This window comes from Vibrio sp. 1562, from assembly GCF_033340155.1.
GTDB lineage: Bacteria > Pseudomonadota > Gammaproteobacteria > Enterobacterales > Vibrionaceae > Vibrio > Vibrio alginolyticus.
Genome location: NZ_JAWOVY010000009.1, coordinates 200,829 through 217,551, shown reverse-complemented (window position 1 = coordinate 217,551; position 16,723 = coordinate 200,829). Strand labels below are relative to the sequence as shown.

Annotated in this window: 16 protein-coding genes; 11 read left to right on the top strand and 5 right to left on the bottom strand. The window is 45.3% G+C overall.

Annotation, left to right across the window (positions count from 1 at the left end):
- Positions 1-581, bottom strand: a 581-nt coding sequence (locus R7Z49_RS12275; RefSeq protein ID WP_318111697.1) for a hypothetical protein, incomplete at its 3' end; no start/stop codon positions are given.
- A gap of 55 nt (positions 582-636) precedes the next feature.
- The gene (locus tag R7Z49_RS12270) at positions 637-888 is read right to left on the bottom strand and encodes a helix-turn-helix domain-containing protein (protein WP_024015942.1); all 252 of its coding nucleotides are present in this window, start codon (positions 886-888) and stop codon (positions 637-639) included.
- 117 nt (positions 889-1,005) lie between these two features.
- Here R7Z49_RS12270 and R7Z49_RS12265 point away from each other — a divergent pair, with 117 nt between their 5' ends.
- The 5 genes from R7Z49_RS12265 (at position 1,006) to R7Z49_RS12245 (ending at position 6,039) form a co-directional block, all read left to right on the top strand.
- Positions 1,006-1,653 carry a LexA family protein gene (locus R7Z49_RS12265; protein WP_000854920.1) on the top strand — a complete coding sequence of 216 codons (648 nt, stop codon included), beginning with the start codon at positions 1,006-1,008 and terminating at the stop codon, positions 1,651-1,653.
- 256 nt (positions 1,654-1,909) lie between these two features.
- The gene (gene prfC, locus R7Z49_RS12260; protein WP_318111696.1) at positions 1,910-3,499 is read left to right on the top strand and encodes a peptide chain release factor 3; all 1,590 of its coding nucleotides are present in this window, start codon (positions 1,910-1,912) and stop codon (positions 3,497-3,499) included.
- Positions 3,500-3,593: 94 nt separating this feature from the next.
- On the top strand, positions 3,594-3,791 hold the full coding sequence (locus R7Z49_RS12255; RefSeq protein WP_258489268.1) for a DUF5363 domain-containing protein: 198 nt from the start codon (positions 3,594-3,596) through the stop codon (positions 3,789-3,791).
- Positions 3,778-4,551, top strand: a complete 774-nt coding sequence (locus R7Z49_RS12250) for a TatD family hydrolase (protein WP_005380129.1) — start codon at positions 3,778-3,780, stop codon at positions 4,549-4,551. Before R7Z49_RS12255 ends, R7Z49_RS12250 begins: the two co-directional genes overlap by 14 nt.
- 204 nt (positions 4,552-4,755) lie before the next feature.
- Positions 4,756-6,039 (top strand): NupC/NupG family nucleoside CNT transporter, encoded by a 1,284-nt coding sequence (locus tag R7Z49_RS12245; RefSeq protein ID WP_005380131.1) that lies wholly within the window; start codon positions 4,756-4,758, stop codon positions 6,037-6,039.
- 358 nt (positions 6,040-6,397) lie between these two features.
- Here R7Z49_RS12245 and R7Z49_RS12240 read toward each other — a convergent pair whose 3' ends face one another.
- Entirely contained in the window at positions 6,398-6,532 is a 135-nt protein-coding gene (locus tag R7Z49_RS12240; RefSeq protein ID WP_005391675.1) for a hypothetical protein, read from the bottom strand.
- A 90-nt stretch (positions 6,533-6,622) separates the two neighbouring features.
- On the opposite strand from R7Z49_RS12240, the gene deoC reads away from it, so the two are divergent.
- The 4 genes from deoC (at position 6,623) to deoD (ending at position 10,977) form a co-directional block, all read left to right on the top strand.
- Complete coding sequence (gene deoC, locus R7Z49_RS12235) at positions 6,623-7,399, top strand: deoxyribose-phosphate aldolase (RefSeq protein ID WP_005380133.1); 777 nt, start codon at positions 6,623-6,625, stop codon at positions 7,397-7,399.
- Between the two features lie 97 nt (positions 7,400-7,496).
- On the top strand, positions 7,497-8,825 hold the full coding sequence (gene deoA, locus R7Z49_RS12230) for a thymidine phosphorylase (protein ID WP_318111694.1): 1,329 nt from the start codon (positions 7,497-7,499) through the stop codon (positions 8,823-8,825).
- Positions 8,826-8,893: 68 nt separating this feature from the next.
- Complete coding sequence (locus tag R7Z49_RS12225; protein WP_318111693.1) at positions 8,894-10,114, top strand: phosphopentomutase; 1,221 nt, start codon at positions 8,894-8,896, stop codon at positions 10,112-10,114.
- A 143-nt stretch (positions 10,115-10,257) separates the two neighbouring features.
- Positions 10,258-10,977: a purine-nucleoside phosphorylase gene (deoD, locus tag R7Z49_RS12220; RefSeq protein ID WP_005380140.1), complete on the top strand. Its 720-nt coding sequence runs from the start codon at positions 10,258-10,260 to the stop codon at positions 10,975-10,977.
- A gap of 95 nt (positions 10,978-11,072) precedes the next feature.
- On the opposite strand, the gene R7Z49_RS12215 is transcribed toward deoD, so the two are convergent.
- Entirely contained in the window at positions 11,073-11,678 is a 606-nt protein-coding gene (locus R7Z49_RS12215; RefSeq protein ID WP_005391677.1) for a YtjB family periplasmic protein, read from the bottom strand.
- A gap of 91 nt (positions 11,679-11,769) precedes the next feature.
- Between R7Z49_RS12215 and serB the strand changes: the two genes are divergently transcribed.
- A complete protein-coding gene (gene serB, locus R7Z49_RS12210) occupies positions 11,770-12,750 on the top strand; it encodes a phosphoserine phosphatase (RefSeq protein WP_005380142.1) in 981 nt (326 codons plus the stop codon).
- Positions 12,751-12,813: 63 nt separating this feature from the next.
- Here serB and R7Z49_RS12205 read toward each other — a convergent pair whose 3' ends face one another.
- The gene (locus tag R7Z49_RS12205; RefSeq protein ID WP_054576311.1) at positions 12,814-15,162 is read right to left on the bottom strand and encodes a PilZ domain-containing protein; all 2,349 of its coding nucleotides are present in this window, start codon (positions 15,160-15,162) and stop codon (positions 12,814-12,816) included.
- Positions 15,163-15,297: 135 nt separating this feature from the next.
- Between R7Z49_RS12205 and radA the strand changes: the two genes are divergently transcribed.
- The gene (radA, locus tag R7Z49_RS12200) at positions 15,298-16,677 is read left to right on the top strand and encodes a DNA repair protein RadA (RefSeq protein WP_005386443.1); all 1,380 of its coding nucleotides are present in this window, start codon (positions 15,298-15,300) and stop codon (positions 16,675-16,677) included.
- Positions 16,678-16,723 lie beyond the last annotated feature (46 nt).

The following is a 16,723-nucleotide window of genomic DNA, read 5'->3' as shown; positions in this document are numbered from 1 at the left end:
ATGCGTAGCCATTCTTCTTTGGCTTTCGCTTTTTTTTCTTTGCGTATTTGTACATCCCAGAAGTCTTCAAACTGTATCTGGTCAACAGTTTTAACTGTTGGTTTATTGCTTCTCTCAGAGTCATCCGACCGTTGAGAGTCCCTTACCGGGTTGCCATCAGGCATAAACAATGATGAAAATTCTTCTGGAAGCCGAGCTTGAAAAGCGGCAAGAGATTTCAAAAGCGATGCCATACCAACGAAGTCGGCAGGTACATCTTTAAGCAACCGAAAGGCTGCCTTACCTTGGTTTGGGTTTTCGATTGGGTTGTGCTTCAGAAAGCTTCGAATCAAAGTCCAACCAGATCCCTCGCAACGAATCAGGAACTGATCTTGTTCTAACTCACTTAACGCCTTGGCAACCTGTTGCTCATCCCAGTTCAAGTCAGAAGCAACGTAACCAATCGGCAGTCGAAAGCAGCCAAGCAAATTACAATGTGGGCATGTAAGCAAATACAGTCCTAGCAACTTCGCAGAGTCACTCCAGGACAAAACGTTTTGCTTTAGCCAAAAGCGGGTATAGACCTTGCCATAATCACGCATGGAGGTACTCGCTTCTGTGTTTACGTAAAATGCTGACCATTACTTGCCCTTAATCCTACTGGTTACTGGCTTTCAGCTCGCTTGGGCATTCGGGATAGATGTCCGGTCTTAACTGAGATCGGGTTACCTGTCCTTGCGTAGCTTGTTCGATGGGTAAAACGAATTCAGCGGGAACACGCCCTGATTTATTCAACCAAAACCAGACGTTTTGCTGTTTTGAGTTGATGGCTCTTGCTAATGCTGATTGCCCGCCGACCAAGTCAATGGCACGGCGGAGATGTTTTTGTGTCGTTTTGAACACTTCCATACCGTCTCCTATTACAATAATAACTGTTACAAGATTGAATGTTACAGTTTAAACTGTAGATAAGTCAACAGTTAAAATTGTTGAAAGACTACAGTTTTATTTGTAGAATGCGGGCTTATGAAAACTTTATCCGAACGACTAAACCATGCCTTGCAGCTTACTGGGGTAACTCAGTCTGAGTTGGCTCGTCGCATTGGTATCAAACAGCAGTCGATCAGCCAGATTTGCTCTGGTAAATCGGCTAGGTCTCGTTACACCATGCAGATCGCGGAGGCGCTTCGCGTGAATGCTCATTGGCTCGCCACAGGTGATGGCGAGATTGGTTTGGGGGTCGGTAATGTAGAAGTCGGGCCTGATATTAAGGGAAGAATTCCTCTCATTAACTGGGTTCAGGCCGGTGATTGGACTGAAATAGCGGAGGGATTTGCCCATGAAGATGCTGAGGAGTGGCGTGAAGTCACTGGGAAAGCACATGAGGGTTGTTTCGCACTTCGCGTAAAAGGCGACAGTATGGAAAATCCAAGCGGAAAAAAATCCATACCTGAGGGGGCAGTGATCGTTGTTGATCCTGAGTTACCTTACTCTTCAGGTTCATTGGTTGTTGCGCGTTTGGATGATTCGAAAGAAGCAACCTTTAAGCAGTTGGTTATTGATGGTGAACAGAAGTATCTAAAACCTTTGAACCCGCAATACCCTGCAATACCGATCAACGGCAACTGCACCATCATCGGTGTAGTACGACAAGCTATCATCGATTTCTGGTAGCGAAGGAATTTGTGGTTTAGCCACAGTTGTTCATGAGCTGAAGAAGCAACGATTGCAAACAGCTACAACTGAGCATTGGCGCGCGCTGAGAATAAATGGTAACCGATTAGATAACCATTGATTGTTTATAAAGTCAAGATCAGCGAAAATAGCGGCCAATTACGATTAACACGACGGATTTGACAAGCGAAGAACTGAAAAGAGAGTACTTCCAAAAGTGTGTACAAATCCGTGTACAAACTAAAAGAATTTATACATGGCAAACCAAGATTTTCTCAATGAAATCAATAAGCGAAGGACCTTTGCTATCATCTCTCACCCGGATGCGGGTAAAACCACCATTACTGAAAAAGTCCTTTTATTCGGAAACGCGATCCAAAAAGCAGGTACGGTTAAAGGTCGTGGTAACGCACAGCACGCAAAATCAGACTGGATGGAAATGGAAAAAGAACGTGGTATCTCGGTAACCACTTCTGTAATGCAGTTCCCTTACAATGACTGTCTGGTAAACCTACTTGATACGCCTGGACACGAAGACTTCTCGGAAGATACATACCGTACGTTAACGGCAGTAGACTCGTGTTTGATGGTTATCGATGCGGCGAAAGGTGTCGAGGATCGTACACGTAAGCTGATGGAAGTAACGCGTCTGCGTGACACGCCAATCGTAACCTTCATGAACAAACTTGACCGTGACGTTCGTGATCCAATGGAAGTATTGGACGAGGTAGAAAACGAGTTGGGCATGATGTGTGCGCCAATTACATGGCCAATCGGCTGTGGTAAAGAATTTAAAGGTGTGTACCACATTCACCGTGATGAAACGATTTTATACGAATCAGGTCACGGTCATGAGATTCAAGAAGTTCGAATCATCAAAGGTCTCGATAACCCAGAGCTTGATGAAAAAGTTGGTGCAGGCCTTGCGGAAAGTGTTCGAGAAGAGCTTGAGCTTGTCATGGGTGCTTGCCCTGAGTTTGATTTGGAAATGTTCCTAACAGGTGAGCTTACGCCAGTTTACTTCGGTACTGCATTAGGTAACTTTGGTGTGGATCATATGCTAGACGGTCTAACTGAATGGGCTCCAGCGCCGAAAACTCGTCAAGCGGTTGAACGTGAAGTTGAAGCGACTGAAGAGAAGTTCTCTGGTTTCGTATTTAAGATCCAAGCGAACATGGACCCAAAACACCGCGACCGTATCGCATTCATGCGTATTGTATCGGGCACTTACACGCAAGGTATGAAGATGAACCACGTTCGTCTTGGCAAGCAAGTGAGTATCTCTGATGCAGTAACCTTTATGGCTGGTGACCGTGCACGTGCAGAACACGCTTACGCCGGTGACATCATTGGTCTACACAACCACGGTACTATTCAGATTGGTGATACCTTTACGCAAGGTGAATCATTGAAGTTCTCTGGTATTCCGAACTTCGCTCCGGAACTATTCCGTCGTATTCGCCTGAAAGATCCACTAAAGCAGAAGCAGCTTCTCAAAGGTTTGGTTCAGCTATCAGAAGAAGGTGCGGTACAGGTATTCCGTCCTCTACAGAACAACGATCTGATCGTTGGTGCCGTTGGTGTACTTCAGTTTGATGTTGTTGTGGCTCGTTTGAAGTCTGAGTATAACGTTGAAGCGATTTATGAAGGCATTAACGTTGCAACTGCGCGTTGGGTTGAGTGTGGTGATGCGAAGAAACTGGATGAGTTCCAACGCAAGAATCAAGCGAACTTAGCATTGGATGGTGGTGATAACCTAACGTATATCGCTCCAACAATCGTTAACTTAAACTTAGCGAAAGAGCGTTTCCCGGACGTTGATTTCCGTGCGACGCGTGAGCACTAATTTGCGCGGTTAGGGTAAGCCTTAACGCAAACTAGATTTTAAAACGCCCTTGGCTATAAACTTAGCCAAGGGCGTTTTTATATAAGGATAAGATATGAACTGGTTTAAACGTGGGCTAAAGCGTTACGACAATTGGTGTAAAGAAATGGGGTTAACCCCCGATCAGAAACGCAGTTGCGTCCCATATCGAAAAGACCCTGCCCACCAAGCTGAAGAGAAGAGTGAAGCCCAACGATCTTCTGATTTCCCGCCCGAAGATACAGATAAAAAACGTCAAGATGAAGCTCTTTGATACGCACTGCCACTTTGATTTTGATGTGTTTCAAGATGACTTTGCGCATCAACTTGAGCTTGCTCAAACGCAAGGCGTCGCAAGAATTTTGATTCCTTCCGTCGGTCCGCAAAACTGGGCTCGTATTCAAACTTTGGCAGAGCAACATGCCAATTTGTATTATGCGCTCGGCTTTCATCCGTATTTTCTTGAAGATAACGTTGAGCAGCACCTTACAGAGCTAGAAGGCTATCTAAATCAAAAAGGGCAGCAGTGCGTGGCAATAGGAGAGTGTGGTTTAGATTTTGCCATTGATGTTGATCCACAGTTGCAAGAAAAGATACTTGAAGTTCAATTTGAGCTGGCTAGACGCTTCGAGCTCCCAGTTATTTTACATAGCCGAAAAGCGCACAATCGCCTCATTCAAATGGTGAAAGCGGCGAATCTCCCTAGAGGTGGTGTACTACACGCTTTTTCTGGGAGTTATCAGCAAGCCATGGAGTGGGTCAAATTAGGTTTTTTTATCGGTGTAGGAGGAACGATTACCTACCCAAGAGCCAAGAAAACACGCGACGCAATTCAAAAATTACCACTCGAAAACCTAGTAATCGAAACAGACGCACCAGATATGCCTATACTTGGATATCAAGGGGAGTCAAATCACCCAGCCAAACTCATTCACGTCTTTAATGAGCTCGTAGAGTTGCATAACGGCCGAAAGCAATCGATTGCCTCTCAACTGTGGAAAAATAGCAATTTTGCTTTCTCGATATGTGAATAAAATCTAAAGATGTGGTTTGAAATCGAAAACGTTTTCCTGCTTATTGTGAATTAACTCACAAAGCTGGTTGAATCAATCATGAATCTTATAGGAAAGTGTGAGGCTGGCATTACTTTAATTGATTCTGCATGAGTATAATTGCCCCCGCTTTATAGCTCCATTTTGTAACACGCCAATAAATAACTTATAAGGAAGTCATAAACTATGAGCCTGTTTATGAGCCTAATCGGTATGGTAGTGCTTCTTGCGATTGCAGTGGCATTTTCTAACAACCGAAAAGCTATCAACTTTAGAACTGTGGGTGGCGCATTCGCTATCCAATTCGCATTAGGTGCATTTGTTCTGTATGTACCTTGGGGCCGTGATCTACTAAACGGTTTCTCTTCAGGTGTTTCTAACGTTATCAACTACGGTAACGATGGTTCATCATTCCTGTTCGGTGGTCTTGTTTCTGACAAGATGTTCGAAGTATTCGGCGGCGGCGGTTTCATCTTCGCATTCCGTGTTCTTCCTACACTGATCTTCTTCTCTGCACTGATTTCAGTTCTTTACTACATTGGCGTTATGCAATGGGTTATCAAGATTCTTGGTGGCGCACTACAAAAAGCGCTAGGCACTTCTCGTGCGGAATCAATGTCAGCGGCAGCTAACATTTTCGTAGGTCAAACTGAGGCACCTCTAGTTGTTCGCCCATTCGTTCCAAAAATGACTCAATCAGAGCTATTCGCGGTAATGTGTGGTGGTCTAGCTTCTGTTGCTGGTGGTGTACTAGCTGGTTACGCATCTATGGGTGTTCCACTAGAGTACCTAGTTGCGGCATCATTCATGGCAGCACCAGGTGGTCTACTGTTCGCTAAAATCCTTCACCCAGAGACTGACCAGCCTCACGAAAGTATCGAAGAAGCGATGGACGGCGGTGACGACAAACCAGTTAACGTAATCGACGCAGCTGCGGGCGGTGCGGCTTCTGGTCTACAACTTGCGCTTAACGTAGGTGCAATGCTAATCGCATTCGTTGGTCTAATCGCGCTAATCAACGGTATGCTAGGTGGCATCGGTGGTTGGTTCGGCATGCCAGAACTAACACTAGAGCTAATCCTAGGTTACGCGTTCTCTCCACTAGCATTCCTAATCGGTGTTCCATGGGCAGAAGCTGTAACAGCTGGTTCATTCATCGGTCAGAAAATCGTAGTGAACGAATTCGTTGCTTACTTGAACTTCACACCATATCTAGGTGAAAACGCTCAAGTAATCGCGGCAACTGGTGAAGTAATGTCTGAGAAGACAACAGCTATCATCTCATTCGCACTATGTGGTTTCGCGAACCTTTCTTCTATCGCGATTCTACTTGGTGGTCTAGGTAGCCTTGCACCAAACCGTCGTAGTGACATCGCTCGCATGGGTGTTAAAGCAGTTCTTGCAGGTACGTTGTCTAACCTTATGGCAGCGACAATTGCAGGCTTCTGCTTAAGCCTTGCAGCACTATAATTAGAATCGGTTCTTAATATATAGACGCCGTTTTACATCATGCCCTGTAGCAAGAGATTGCTGCGGGGCATTTTTCGTTTTTCGGGCTCCAAAATTTCATCGGGTGTTTGCCTTAGTCGAGGTATTACGCAGTCAATGGAATAGGGGCTAGGAAATTTTGAGATACAAACCGTTTGCGCTCTATTTGGTGCTACAGTTTTGCGGTGAAACTCTATAATGTATTAATCACAGGATAGTGGTTAAGCTTGATTCTTAATCACGTAATGAATATTACATAATCGATGGGCAAATGAATTGCCCTGCAATATCAGATCTAATAGGCGTTTTGCTTTGTGATGTGATATTAAAGACACCGCAATCATAGATTGTTGTGCCATAGGCCAAACTGGTACTGTGCGGTGACAAGGATAGCAATTGGCATATGATAAATTTTCGCTGTATATGCCGAGTCTTCAGGGAACCAAGTCCGTTCATTAATAGACTGTTTAGCCATTTACTCACATTGTCTCGACTTGTTGATTATAGTTAAAGACGTGATGTAAGGCTGAGTAGTGAATTTTTTGAATATTGATCGGAGATAGAAATGAGCGATTTAAAAGCAGCAGCGCTACGTGCACTTAAACTTATGGACCTAACTACGTTGAATGACGATGACACTGATGCAAAAGTGATCTCACTATGTCATGACGCGAAAACAGCAGTAGGCAACACAGCTGCAATTTGTATTTACCCTCGCTTTATTCCTATTGCTAAGAAGACACTTCGTGAGCAAGGTACGCCAGAGGTTCGTATTGCAACAGTAACGAACTTCCCACATGGTAACGACGACATTGAAATCGCAGTTGCTGAAACAAAAGCGGCGGTTGCTTACGGTGCAGACGAAGTTGACGTAGTTTTTCCTTACCGAGCGCTAATGGCGGGTGATGAGAAAGTAGGCTTCGAACTAGTTAAGCAATGTAAAGAAGCTTGTGGTGACATTCTTCTTAAAGTGATCATCGAAACAGGTGAACTAAAAGAAGAAGCACTAATCAAGAAAGCATCTCAAATCTGTATTGAAGCAGGTGCTGACTTCATTAAAACTTCAACTGGTAAAGTGCCAGTAAACGCAACACCAGAATACGCTCGCATGATGCTTGAAGTTATTCGCGACATGGGGGTTGCAGAAACTGTTGGTTTCAAACCAGCAGGTGGTGTGCGCACTGCTGAAGACGCAGCAGCATACCTAGCAATGGCTGACGAAATCCTAGGTGACAACTGGGTTGATGCTCGTCACTACCGTTTTGGTGCGTCTAGCCTGCTAACCAACCTACTAAATACATTAGAAGTATCGGACGACGTCGCTGATCCAACAGCGTACTAATTTCAATAATACGTCTGAACGGTAGCACCTAAACGGGTGCTACCACACCTCTTCTATCCTACTACAACCATGGCTCAAAAGAGCTTGGGAGGCACTAATGTATTTACCACAAGAAATCATTCGTAAAAAACGTGACGGCGAAGTCCTAACCGCCGACGAAATCAACTTCTTTATTCAAGGCGTAGCGAACAACACGGTATCTGAAGGTCAGATTGCGGCGTTTGCTATGACGATTTTCTTTAATGAAATGACCATGGATGAGCGCATCGCCTTAACGTGTGCGATGCGTGATTCGGGCATGGTTATCGACTGGAGCCACATGAACTTCGGTGGTCCAATTGTCGACAAACACTCAACCGGTGGTGTGGGTGACGTAACTTCTTTAATGCTTGGCCCAATGGTGGCAGCGTGTGGCGGTTTCGTACCTATGATCTCTGGCCGCGGTCTTGGTCATACAGGCGGTACGCTGGATAAACTTGAATCTATCCCTGGTTACAACATTACGCCGAGCAACGATGTTTTTGGTCAAGTAACCAAAGACGCTGGTGTGGCGATCATCGGTCAAACTGGTGACCTTGCTCCTGCGGATAAGCGTGTTTACGCGACTCGTGATATTACCGCAACGGTAGACAATATCTCCCTGATTACGGCGTCGATCCTTTCTAAGAAACTGGCGGCGGGTCTGGAATCGCTAGTGATGGACGTAAAAGTGGGTTCAGGTGCATTTATGCCAACTTACGAAGCGTCTGAAGAGCTAGCAAAATCAATCGTTGCGGTAGCAAACGGTGCTGGCACTAAGACTACGGCAATTCTTACGGACATGAACCAAGTATTGGCGTCTTCAGCGGGTAACGCAGTAGAAGTTCGTGAAGCGGTTCGTTTCTTAAAGGGTGAATACCGTAATCCTCGTCTACTTGAAGTGACCATGGCTTCATGTGCTGAAATGTTAGTACTTGGCAAGCTTGCTGAGAACACAGAAGACGCACGCGTAAAACTGATGGAAGTGCTGGATAACGGCAAAGCGGCTGAGTGCTTCGGCAAGATGGTTGCCGGTTTAGGCGGCCCTGCGGACTTCGTAGAAAACTACGACAACTACTTAGAAAAAGCAGCAATCATTAAGCCAGTTTACGCAACAGAAACGGGCATTGTCTCTGCAATGGATACACGTGCTATCGGCATGGCTGTGGTTGCTATGGGTGGTGGTCGTCGTGTTGCTACTGATGAAATCGACTACGCAGTTGGTTTCGACGAGTTCATCCGCCTAGGTGAGGTCGCAGACAGTGATAAACCTCTTGCGGTCATCCACGCTCGCACTGAAGAGCAATGGGAAGAAGCGGCAAAAGCACTGCGCAGTGCAATCAAAGTAGGTGGTGAATACACACCAACTCCAGAGGTTTACCGCCAAATTCGTGCAGAAGATATCTAATAGAACAAGTAATTACACAAGGCCTACTCAACCATAATAAAAAGCCGAGTGGGCCTAAGGAACGAGCAATGAAAAGAGCATTTATTTTAGTACTAGACTCATTCGGTATCGGTGCAACTGCCGATGCTAAAGAATTTGGTGATGTAGGTTCAGACACACTAGGTCACATCGCTGACCAATGTGACAAAGGCTTAGCAGATAACGACAATCGCCAAGGTGCACTTCGCCTTCCAAATCTATCGAAACTTGGTTTGGCAATGGCGCATAAAGAATCGACAGGTCGCTTCGCACCTGGACTAGACGCAGACGCTGAAATCATTGGTGCATACGGTCATGCAGCAGAGCTTTCTTCAGGTAAAGACACGCCGTCTGGTCACTGGGAAATCGCAGGTGTGCCTGTTCTGTTTGACTGGGGTTACTTCACTGACAAAGCAAACAGCTTCCCGAAAGAATTGACTGACCGCATTCTTGAGCGTGCAGGTCTTGACGGTTTCCTAGGTAACTGTCACGCGTCTGGTACTCAAGTTCTTGACGATCTTGGTGAAGAGCACATGAAGACTGGCAAACCAATCTTCTACACGTCTGCTGACTCTGTATTCCAAATCGCATGTCACGAAGAGACTTTCGGTCTAGACCGTCTACTAGAGCTTTGCCAAATCGCACGTGAAGAGCTAGAAGATTACAACATTGGTCGTGTTATCGCGCGCCCATTCGTTGGTGCTGGTAAAGGTCAATTTGAGCGTACAGGTAACCGTCGTGATCTTTCTGTAGAGCCACCATCAGCAACGGTTCTTCAGAAGCTCGTTGATGAGAAGCAAGGCAACGTGGTTTCTATTGGTAAGATTGCTGATATCTACGCAAACTGCGGCATCACTAAGAAAGTGAAAGCGACAGGTATCCCTGCATTGTTCGAAGCAACGCTAGAGCAAATCAAAGAAGCGGGCGACAACACGATCGTATTCACTAACTTTGTAGACTTCGACTCAGCTTACGGTCACCGTCGTGACGTAGCGGGTTACGCAGCGGCACTTGAGTACTTCGATGATCGTATCAACGAAGTGCTAGAGATTATGGAAGAAGACGATGTGCTTATCCTAACGGCAGACCACGGCTGTGACCCAACATGGCCAGGTACTGACCATACTCGTGAGCACATCCCAGTATTGGTTTATGGTCAAAAAGTACCAGCTGGTTCTCTTGGCCGCCGCGAAACATTCGCAGATATCGGTCAAACATTGGCAAGTTACTTCGGTACTTCTCCAATGGATCACGGTAAGAACTTCCTATAATTAGTTAGGTTTTTGAAAACTAGGAGCTTGATAGCTCCTAGTTTTATGTTTGCAGTATGTAAATGCTGCTTGTCGGAAATGAGAATACTCTGGCATATATCGCCTTAAGCGCGGAGCGCTAGAGAAAGGTTAAGGAAAAGAAAATGGCAACTCCACATATCAATGCTGAAATGGGTGCATTTGCAGACGTCGTACTGATGCCTGGTGATCCACTACGTGCAAAATACATCGCAGAGACTTTCCTTGAAGATGTCGTTCAAGTGTGTGACGTTCGTAATATGTTTGGTTACACAGGTACATACAAAGGCCGTAAGATATCGGTAATGGGCCACGGTATGGGTATCCCATCATGCTCGATTTACGCGACTGAACTAATCAAAGACTTCGGCGTGAAGAAAATCATCCGTGTTGGCAGCTGTGGCGCAGTGAATGAAGACATCAAAGTGCGTGATGTTGTGATCGGCATGGGTGCATGTACTGACTCTAAAGTGAACCGTATCCGCTTTAAAGGTCATGACTTCGCGGCAATCGCAGACTACAACATGGTTCGTGCGGCAGAAGACGCTGCAAAAGCTCGCGGTATTGACGTTAAAGTTGGTAACCTATTCTCAGCAGAGCTTTTCTACACGCCAGATCCAGAAATGTTCGATGTAATGGACAAGTACGGCATTGTTGGTGTTGAAATGGAAGCGGCTGGTATTTACGGTGTTGCGGCAGAATACGGTGCAAAAGCTCTGACAATCTGTACGGTTTCTGATCATATCAAGACTGGCGAACAGACTACATCTGACGAGCGTCAAACGACATTCAACGACATGATGCTAATCGCACTAGATTCAGTATTGCTTGGTGACGAAGAGTAAGCGACGAAGAGTCATTCTATTTTTCGCTCTCAAGAGCTAAAAAAACAGCCCACACATTGCGGGCTGTTTTTATATGAGTTGTTAGCGCTACCTAGTTACTTGGTTAGCAGCAGGTTTGGCGCTTTTTTACGACGTATCGGTTGTCGACGTAAAATCAAGATGAACAACATACCACAGACAAAGCTCATTAAGACCATCATGTACATATAACGATCGCTCTTGCGATAGTGGTGGTCAGAAATAGCCGTCACCCGGCCCGTCTCAAAGGTCACGCGAACAAAACCGATAAGCGCACCATCTGCAAAAACTGGTTCAACCAACTGCTGGCGACCAATGGAAGCTGTTGCCAAAGGCGTATCCAGGCCAAGAACTTCGCGTACCGATAATGCCTCTTCACTAGACGCTAAACGTACACCCTGTGCATCGTAGATTGTTGCATCAAACACTAAACGGTCTTGTGCTAGCTGGTTTGTTAGCTGAAGTAATCGTTCTTGATCTTTAGTTAAAATCATCTCACTGGCAGAAAGAGACGCCTGTGAAATCAAAACTTTGGTGAGCGTTTCAAGCTGTTGTGCTTGAATTTTCTCATTACCCTTACTGATCACAACACTGTTTTTTATTGTGATAAACAACATCACACACAGTAGGATTAGTGCCAGAATTCTTAGGGCATTCCTTACTGAGAACAAAGATTCACTCATGCTCTTTACTCATCCATTTAAAATAAAACAAAGACTTGCCTTTTTAGTTTGTTGAGGTAACGTTTTAGCAAAGTCATAAGGGATTATATACATGGACGCGTCAAAAAGCTTGCCTATCAGAAAACATACGACACTTTTAAAACGATTACCCGAGACTCGATTTGCCTCCCAATTAGATAAAGCAAAAGCAAACTGGATCGTATTTGCTGAGTACCTTTCGCCAAGTCACTTCGAAGACATTGATTTCTTCACCGGCTTTTACAACCCAATACTAGAAACGTGGAAAGTTGGCCAATATGAAGTAGCCCTGATGGCCGGAGAGTTGACTCCTCAACATGAAACGATCTTACAAAGTCTCAACCTAGATTACGCCTCGCTTAATGAAGTGCCCGATCTATCAACCCAAGGGTTGATTGTATTTGATATGGATTCAACGGCGATCCAGATAGAGTGTATTGATGAAATCGCGAAACTGGCAGGAGTAGGGGATGAGGTCGCTGAAGTCACTGAACGTGCCATGCAAGGTGAGCTGGATTTTGAGCAAAGTTTACGTCAGCGAGTTGGTAAGCTCAAAGGTGCCGATGAATCAATTCTTGAACAAGTTCGTTCCCAGTTACCATTCATGCCGGACTTTGAAGCGCTAATTGCGACGTTGAAAGCCTTGGGCTGGAAAACAGCGATTGCCTCCGGTGGTTTTACTTACTTCTCTGATTACATCAAAGATAAAGTCGACTTAGACTTTGCTCGCTCCAATCAATTAGAAATTATTGACGGCAAACTCACGGGTAAAGTACTTGGCGATGTGGTAACGGCGCAGATGAAGTCTGACATTCTAGTGGAACTGGCGGATGAATATGAAATTGAGCAGCACAACACGGTTGCTGTCGGTGATGGCGCTAATGATCTTGTGATGATGTCGGTGGCAGGATTAGGGATTGCGTATCACGCAAAACCAAAAGTGGAAGCTCAAGCGCAATCAGCGATTCGCTTTGCAGGGTTGGGCGGTGTGCTCTGTATTTTATCTGGCGCATTGGTGAAGCAGCAAAAGGTCAGCTGGAAAGCTAAACCTTAACCATCCATTCAAAAACACCGCCAGAAAGGCGGTGTTTTTTTTCAATTTGGTATGACTTTGAATTTACTCGGTTAACTCCAATCTAATTACAACCTCTTCAGTAATGTCTTCAAATTCACTGTAACCAACGAGCGCTGTTAACTCTTTTTCTAACTTGCTCGCTTGATGTACGCCAAATTGGGTTAAGTCACTTAAATCTTGTTGCAGTAATGATGTCATCGGATCGAAAATTGGCGCAGTAGAAAGGCGAATCACGTAAAAGTCACCCATCATTCGCGCTTTCTTTATAAATTGAATCCGCTCTTTTACGCTGTTGAACTCTTGATGAAGCTTTGACTCAATGCTTGTAATTTTATTGCCTACTTTTGCGGCGCTTATGTAGATATCCTGATGTCTGGCTTGAGCACCTTCTACACGTTTTATTGGCTCTGCGATTAATGTGCTTGTCCGGCCTTTAAAGATAGGTTCAAGTGACAACAGTTGGTCATGCCCAAGACGGGCAAAAAGCTCAATGTGTTTAGGTAGCGGCAAGTTCACCCCGATAACGGGGGTTTTGATTGAAGGTGACGTACTCTTACTGATAAAAATGGGCGTGCTCAGCGTACGCGAGAGCAACATGCAGTGCAGCCTTTCAAGTAGAGCATTACTTGGTAGCGTCTCTTTTTGCGGGATTAGCTTGTCTTGATTGTGCTCGATAATGCTGTTGAAAAAAGCGATTACCTTCATGGTTTGGCTGCTTTCATCAATAACTAGCTGCACGCTACAACCGTCTGGGCTTACACGAATTACTCGGTATGGCACCGACATTAACGGCAATTTTTTATCGTAGAGTTGTAATTCTCGAAAGTTGATTCTTACCTCTTGCCCAGAACGTAACATCGTAGGCTCACTTAGCCTAATTCCGAGTCCTCGTTTGGAAAGGTCAACAGTACAGCCGCCTGTTTTAGTTTGTCCTGAGTACAACTCTAAAGGTGTTTTAAAACGATAACGAGGCTCTTTTCGACGAGACTTTGCATCAAAATAAATGCCCTTTGGATTGCCGATAACTCTTCTCGGATGACGAAACGCGTTTAACGTATTAGCGGGTAAGCGCGGCTTTTCAGTTAGCAGGTAATCCTGCCCTGATTTTTCGTCAGCAATTTCTTGCAAAATACCAATATGAGTCAGTGATTGAGACGTTTCTGCTAACTCTGGAGAGAAAGCTGCTAGGTCTTCCTGTTCTTGCTCAGATAGTTCAAAGATTGAAATTCTAAAGGCGCGCCAACTCTCTCGTTTGCCACCTAAATGCCAAAATAGCTGGCGCTGTTCGCGAGTTGCTTCAGGGCGAAACATCGAATAGAAATAGGTTCGATTCTCGTGCTCGTGAGTAAATGAATAAAGGACATTGGTTGTTCCTTTCACACCAGGCTTAATGAGTGACGCGATGCGTTGCTCGTTGAATAAGGAACCAAACATTTGCTGGTTTCTCTCATCGTGCCAGTATTGCCAAAGCTTTTGATTGTTTGGCGTTAACATTGCTAATTTTAGGTCACTACCATCAAAGAATAGAGGCAAGCTGCTGGTGTGCTTTAGTGCGATGTGCTCATAACCGCGAGTTCGAGCTCGAATAATCTTGTCTTGATTGTCGTGACGAGCCCTTTTAGCAGCACTGTTGAGCGCTTCATCTATCACTCTGGTGACGACATTGGTGTCAGTTAAGCGTATGGTTCTGAGGTATCGAACTGAGTCATTTTCGTAACAGTCATCAACCGCGAGTATGCGGTATGCAAGCGGTTTCTCTATACCTGCAACGTTAGATTTGCTGGCAAATTCAGTAAACGTGACCTGAATAATTTCCCCAAGGTTATATTTAAATGCACTAGGGACTTTGAACTTTGCGCCAGAGCTAGATAAATCAATGCTTAATCCATGAAGAAGCTGTCCTTTAGAACGGCAAATTTCAACTTGAGATTGGACTTTCAAGCGTTTTTCTTGGCGCTTTAAATCGTAGCCTAGGTGAACGGGTTCTGCTAAGAACGGGCTTTTAGGATCCGTTAACGATTGCGTTTTTTGCTGAGTAAGGCGCTTGCTCATTACGCGAAAGTTATTTCGCGTGTTGACCAATGCTTCCCACATTCCTTCCGTGTAGCAGCCAAACTTTTTGATGTTTTTATGGTAAGCGTTGAAAGCAACATCATCCAACCAATGTGGAATGCCATCCAAAATATACTCGCGACATTCGCCTTGAACGCGACCTCGCAAATCAATGCTTTTTTTGCATGGAGCCATTAAGCGGTTAAGTTCCATTTTAACCAAAATTTTGGCCGAAGGCGGCTCTTCCTCGGTCAGTTGGCCAAGGACAAAGTCAAAGTCATTCGTACCGTAAACGGGAATGAGTCGTTCTGCGAGCGAGAGAATTTCAGATTGCTGCATTATTTCTGTTAGAGTATGTCGTTACTTTAAATTGTATCGGCTAAGCGAAGTAATACTTAAGTATATCAATAGTTCATTTCAGTTCAGGTCTGACTTGGCTGTGCTTAGTCACATTTGTAGAAAAATTGAGGCATCATGGCGAAAGCAAAACGAGCGTATGTTTGTAATGATTGTGGCGCGGACTTTCCCCGTTGGCAGGGGCAGTGTAACGCATGTGGTGCATGGAATACGATAACAGAAGTACGTATCGCTGCATCGCCAACCGTTGCTCGCAATGAACGCTTAAGCGGCTACGCTGGTTCCGCAACAGAAGCAACGGTTCAAACGCTATCCGAAATTGATCTGCAAGAAGTACCTCGCTTCACCAGTGGGTTTAAAGAGCTTGACCGCGTCTTGGGTGGTGGTGTTGTGCCAGGTGCCGCAATTTTGATTGGTGGTAACCCTGGTGCAGGTAAATCAACCCTTCTGTTGCAAACCATGTGTAGTTTATCTGCGCAAATGCCAACGCTTTACGTAACCGGTGAAGAGTCGTTACAGCAGGTGGCAATGCGTGCTTCCCGATTGGGCTTGCCGAAAGATCATTTAAAAATGCTATCGGAAACGAACGTCGACAAAATTTGCCAAATCGCCGAAAAAGAGCAGCCTCGTATAATGGTAATAGACTCGATTCAGGTGATGCACGTTTCTGATGTTCAATCGTCGCCTGGCAGTGTTGCTCAGGTACGTGAATCTGCGACGGCTCTGACACGATACGCAAAACAGAATAATGTTGCGGTATTTATTGTTGGTCACGTAACAAAAGATGGTACCCTTGCGGGCCCCAAAGTTCTTGAACACATTATCGACTGTTCGGTACTACTCGATGGTGGAACGGATAGCCGATTCCGCACTTTGCGTAGTCATAAAAACCGTTTTGGCGCTGTGAATGAGCTTGGTGTCTTTGCAATGACAGGCCAAGGATTGAAAGAAGTGAGTAACCCATCAGCGATCTTCCTTTCTCGTGGTGAAGAAGAAACATCAGGCTCTTCCGTCATGGTGGTTTGGGAAGGCACGCGCCCTCTGCTAGTAGAGATTCAAGCGCTGGTGGATTACTCGCAGTTAGCCAACCCTCGTCGTGTTGCGGTCGGCTTGGAGCAGAACCGCCTATCACTTTTGCTCGCGGTGTTGCATAAGCATGGTGGCTTACAAATGGCAGACCAAGATGTCTTTGTTAATGTGGTTGGCGGTGTTAAGGTGACGGAGACGAGCGCTGATCTTGCTTTAGTTATGGCGCTTTTATCGAGTTTTCGTGACCGTCCACTCCCTAAAGATGTGGTGATTTTTGGTGAGGTAGGGCTTGCGGGCGAAATCCGTCCAGTGCCAAGTGGGCAAGAGCGTTTGAATGAAGCGTTCAAACATGGTTTCAAGAAAGCCATCGTGCCAGCAGCCAACATGCCGAAAGGTGGCATCCCTGGCATGCAAATTCACGGCGTTAAGAAATTGTCGGAAGCTATAGAGGCTTTTGACGAGCTGTAATGCTCATAAGAATGGTATTTGTGCAATCACAAACTGTTCTATCCGT

Excerpts from the sequence above, each read along its gene's own strand:
- R7Z49_RS12270 (WP_024015942.1), bottom strand. The coding sequence starts at position 888 with ATGGAAGTGTTCAAAACGACACAAAAACATCTCCGCCGTGCCATTGAC.
- R7Z49_RS12265 (WP_000854920.1), top strand. The coding sequence starts at position 1,006 with ATGAAAACTTTATCCGAACGACTAAACCATGCCTTGCAGCTTACTGGG.
- prfC (WP_318111696.1), top strand. The coding sequence starts at position 1,910 with ATGGCAAACCAAGATTTTCTCAATGAAATCAATAAGCGAAGGACCTTT.
- R7Z49_RS12255 (WP_258489268.1), top strand. The coding sequence starts at position 3,594 with ATGAACTGGTTTAAACGTGGGCTAAAGCGTTACGACAATTGGTGTAAA.
- R7Z49_RS12250 (WP_005380129.1), top strand. The coding sequence starts at position 3,778 with ATGAAGCTCTTTGATACGCACTGCCACTTTGATTTTGATGTGTTTCAA.
- R7Z49_RS12245 (WP_005380131.1), top strand. The coding sequence starts at position 4,756 with ATGAGCCTGTTTATGAGCCTAATCGGTATGGTAGTGCTTCTTGCGATT.
- R7Z49_RS12240 (WP_005391675.1), bottom strand. The coding sequence starts at position 6,532 with ATGGCTAAACAGTCTATTAATGAACGGACTTGGTTCCCTGAAGACTCG.
- deoC (WP_005380133.1), top strand. The coding sequence starts at position 6,623 with ATGAGCGATTTAAAAGCAGCAGCGCTACGTGCACTTAAACTTATGGAC.
- deoA (WP_318111694.1), top strand. The coding sequence starts at position 7,497 with ATGTATTTACCACAAGAAATCATTCGTAAAAAACGTGACGGCGAAGTC.
- R7Z49_RS12225 (WP_318111693.1), top strand. The coding sequence starts at position 8,894 with ATGAAAAGAGCATTTATTTTAGTACTAGACTCATTCGGTATCGGTGCA.
- deoD (WP_005380140.1), top strand. The coding sequence starts at position 10,258 with ATGGCAACTCCACATATCAATGCTGAAATGGGTGCATTTGCAGACGTC.
- R7Z49_RS12215 (WP_005391677.1), bottom strand. The coding sequence starts at position 11,678 with ATGAGTGAATCTTTGTTCTCAGTAAGGAATGCCCTAAGAATTCTGGCA.
- serB (WP_005380142.1), top strand. The coding sequence starts at position 11,770 with ATGGACGCGTCAAAAAGCTTGCCTATCAGAAAACATACGACACTTTTA.
- R7Z49_RS12205 (WP_054576311.1), bottom strand. The coding sequence starts at position 15,162 with ATGCAGCAATCTGAAATTCTCTCGCTCGCAGAACGACTCATTCCCGTT.
- radA (WP_005386443.1), top strand. The coding sequence starts at position 15,298 with ATGGCGAAAGCAAAACGAGCGTATGTTTGTAATGATTGTGGCGCGGAC.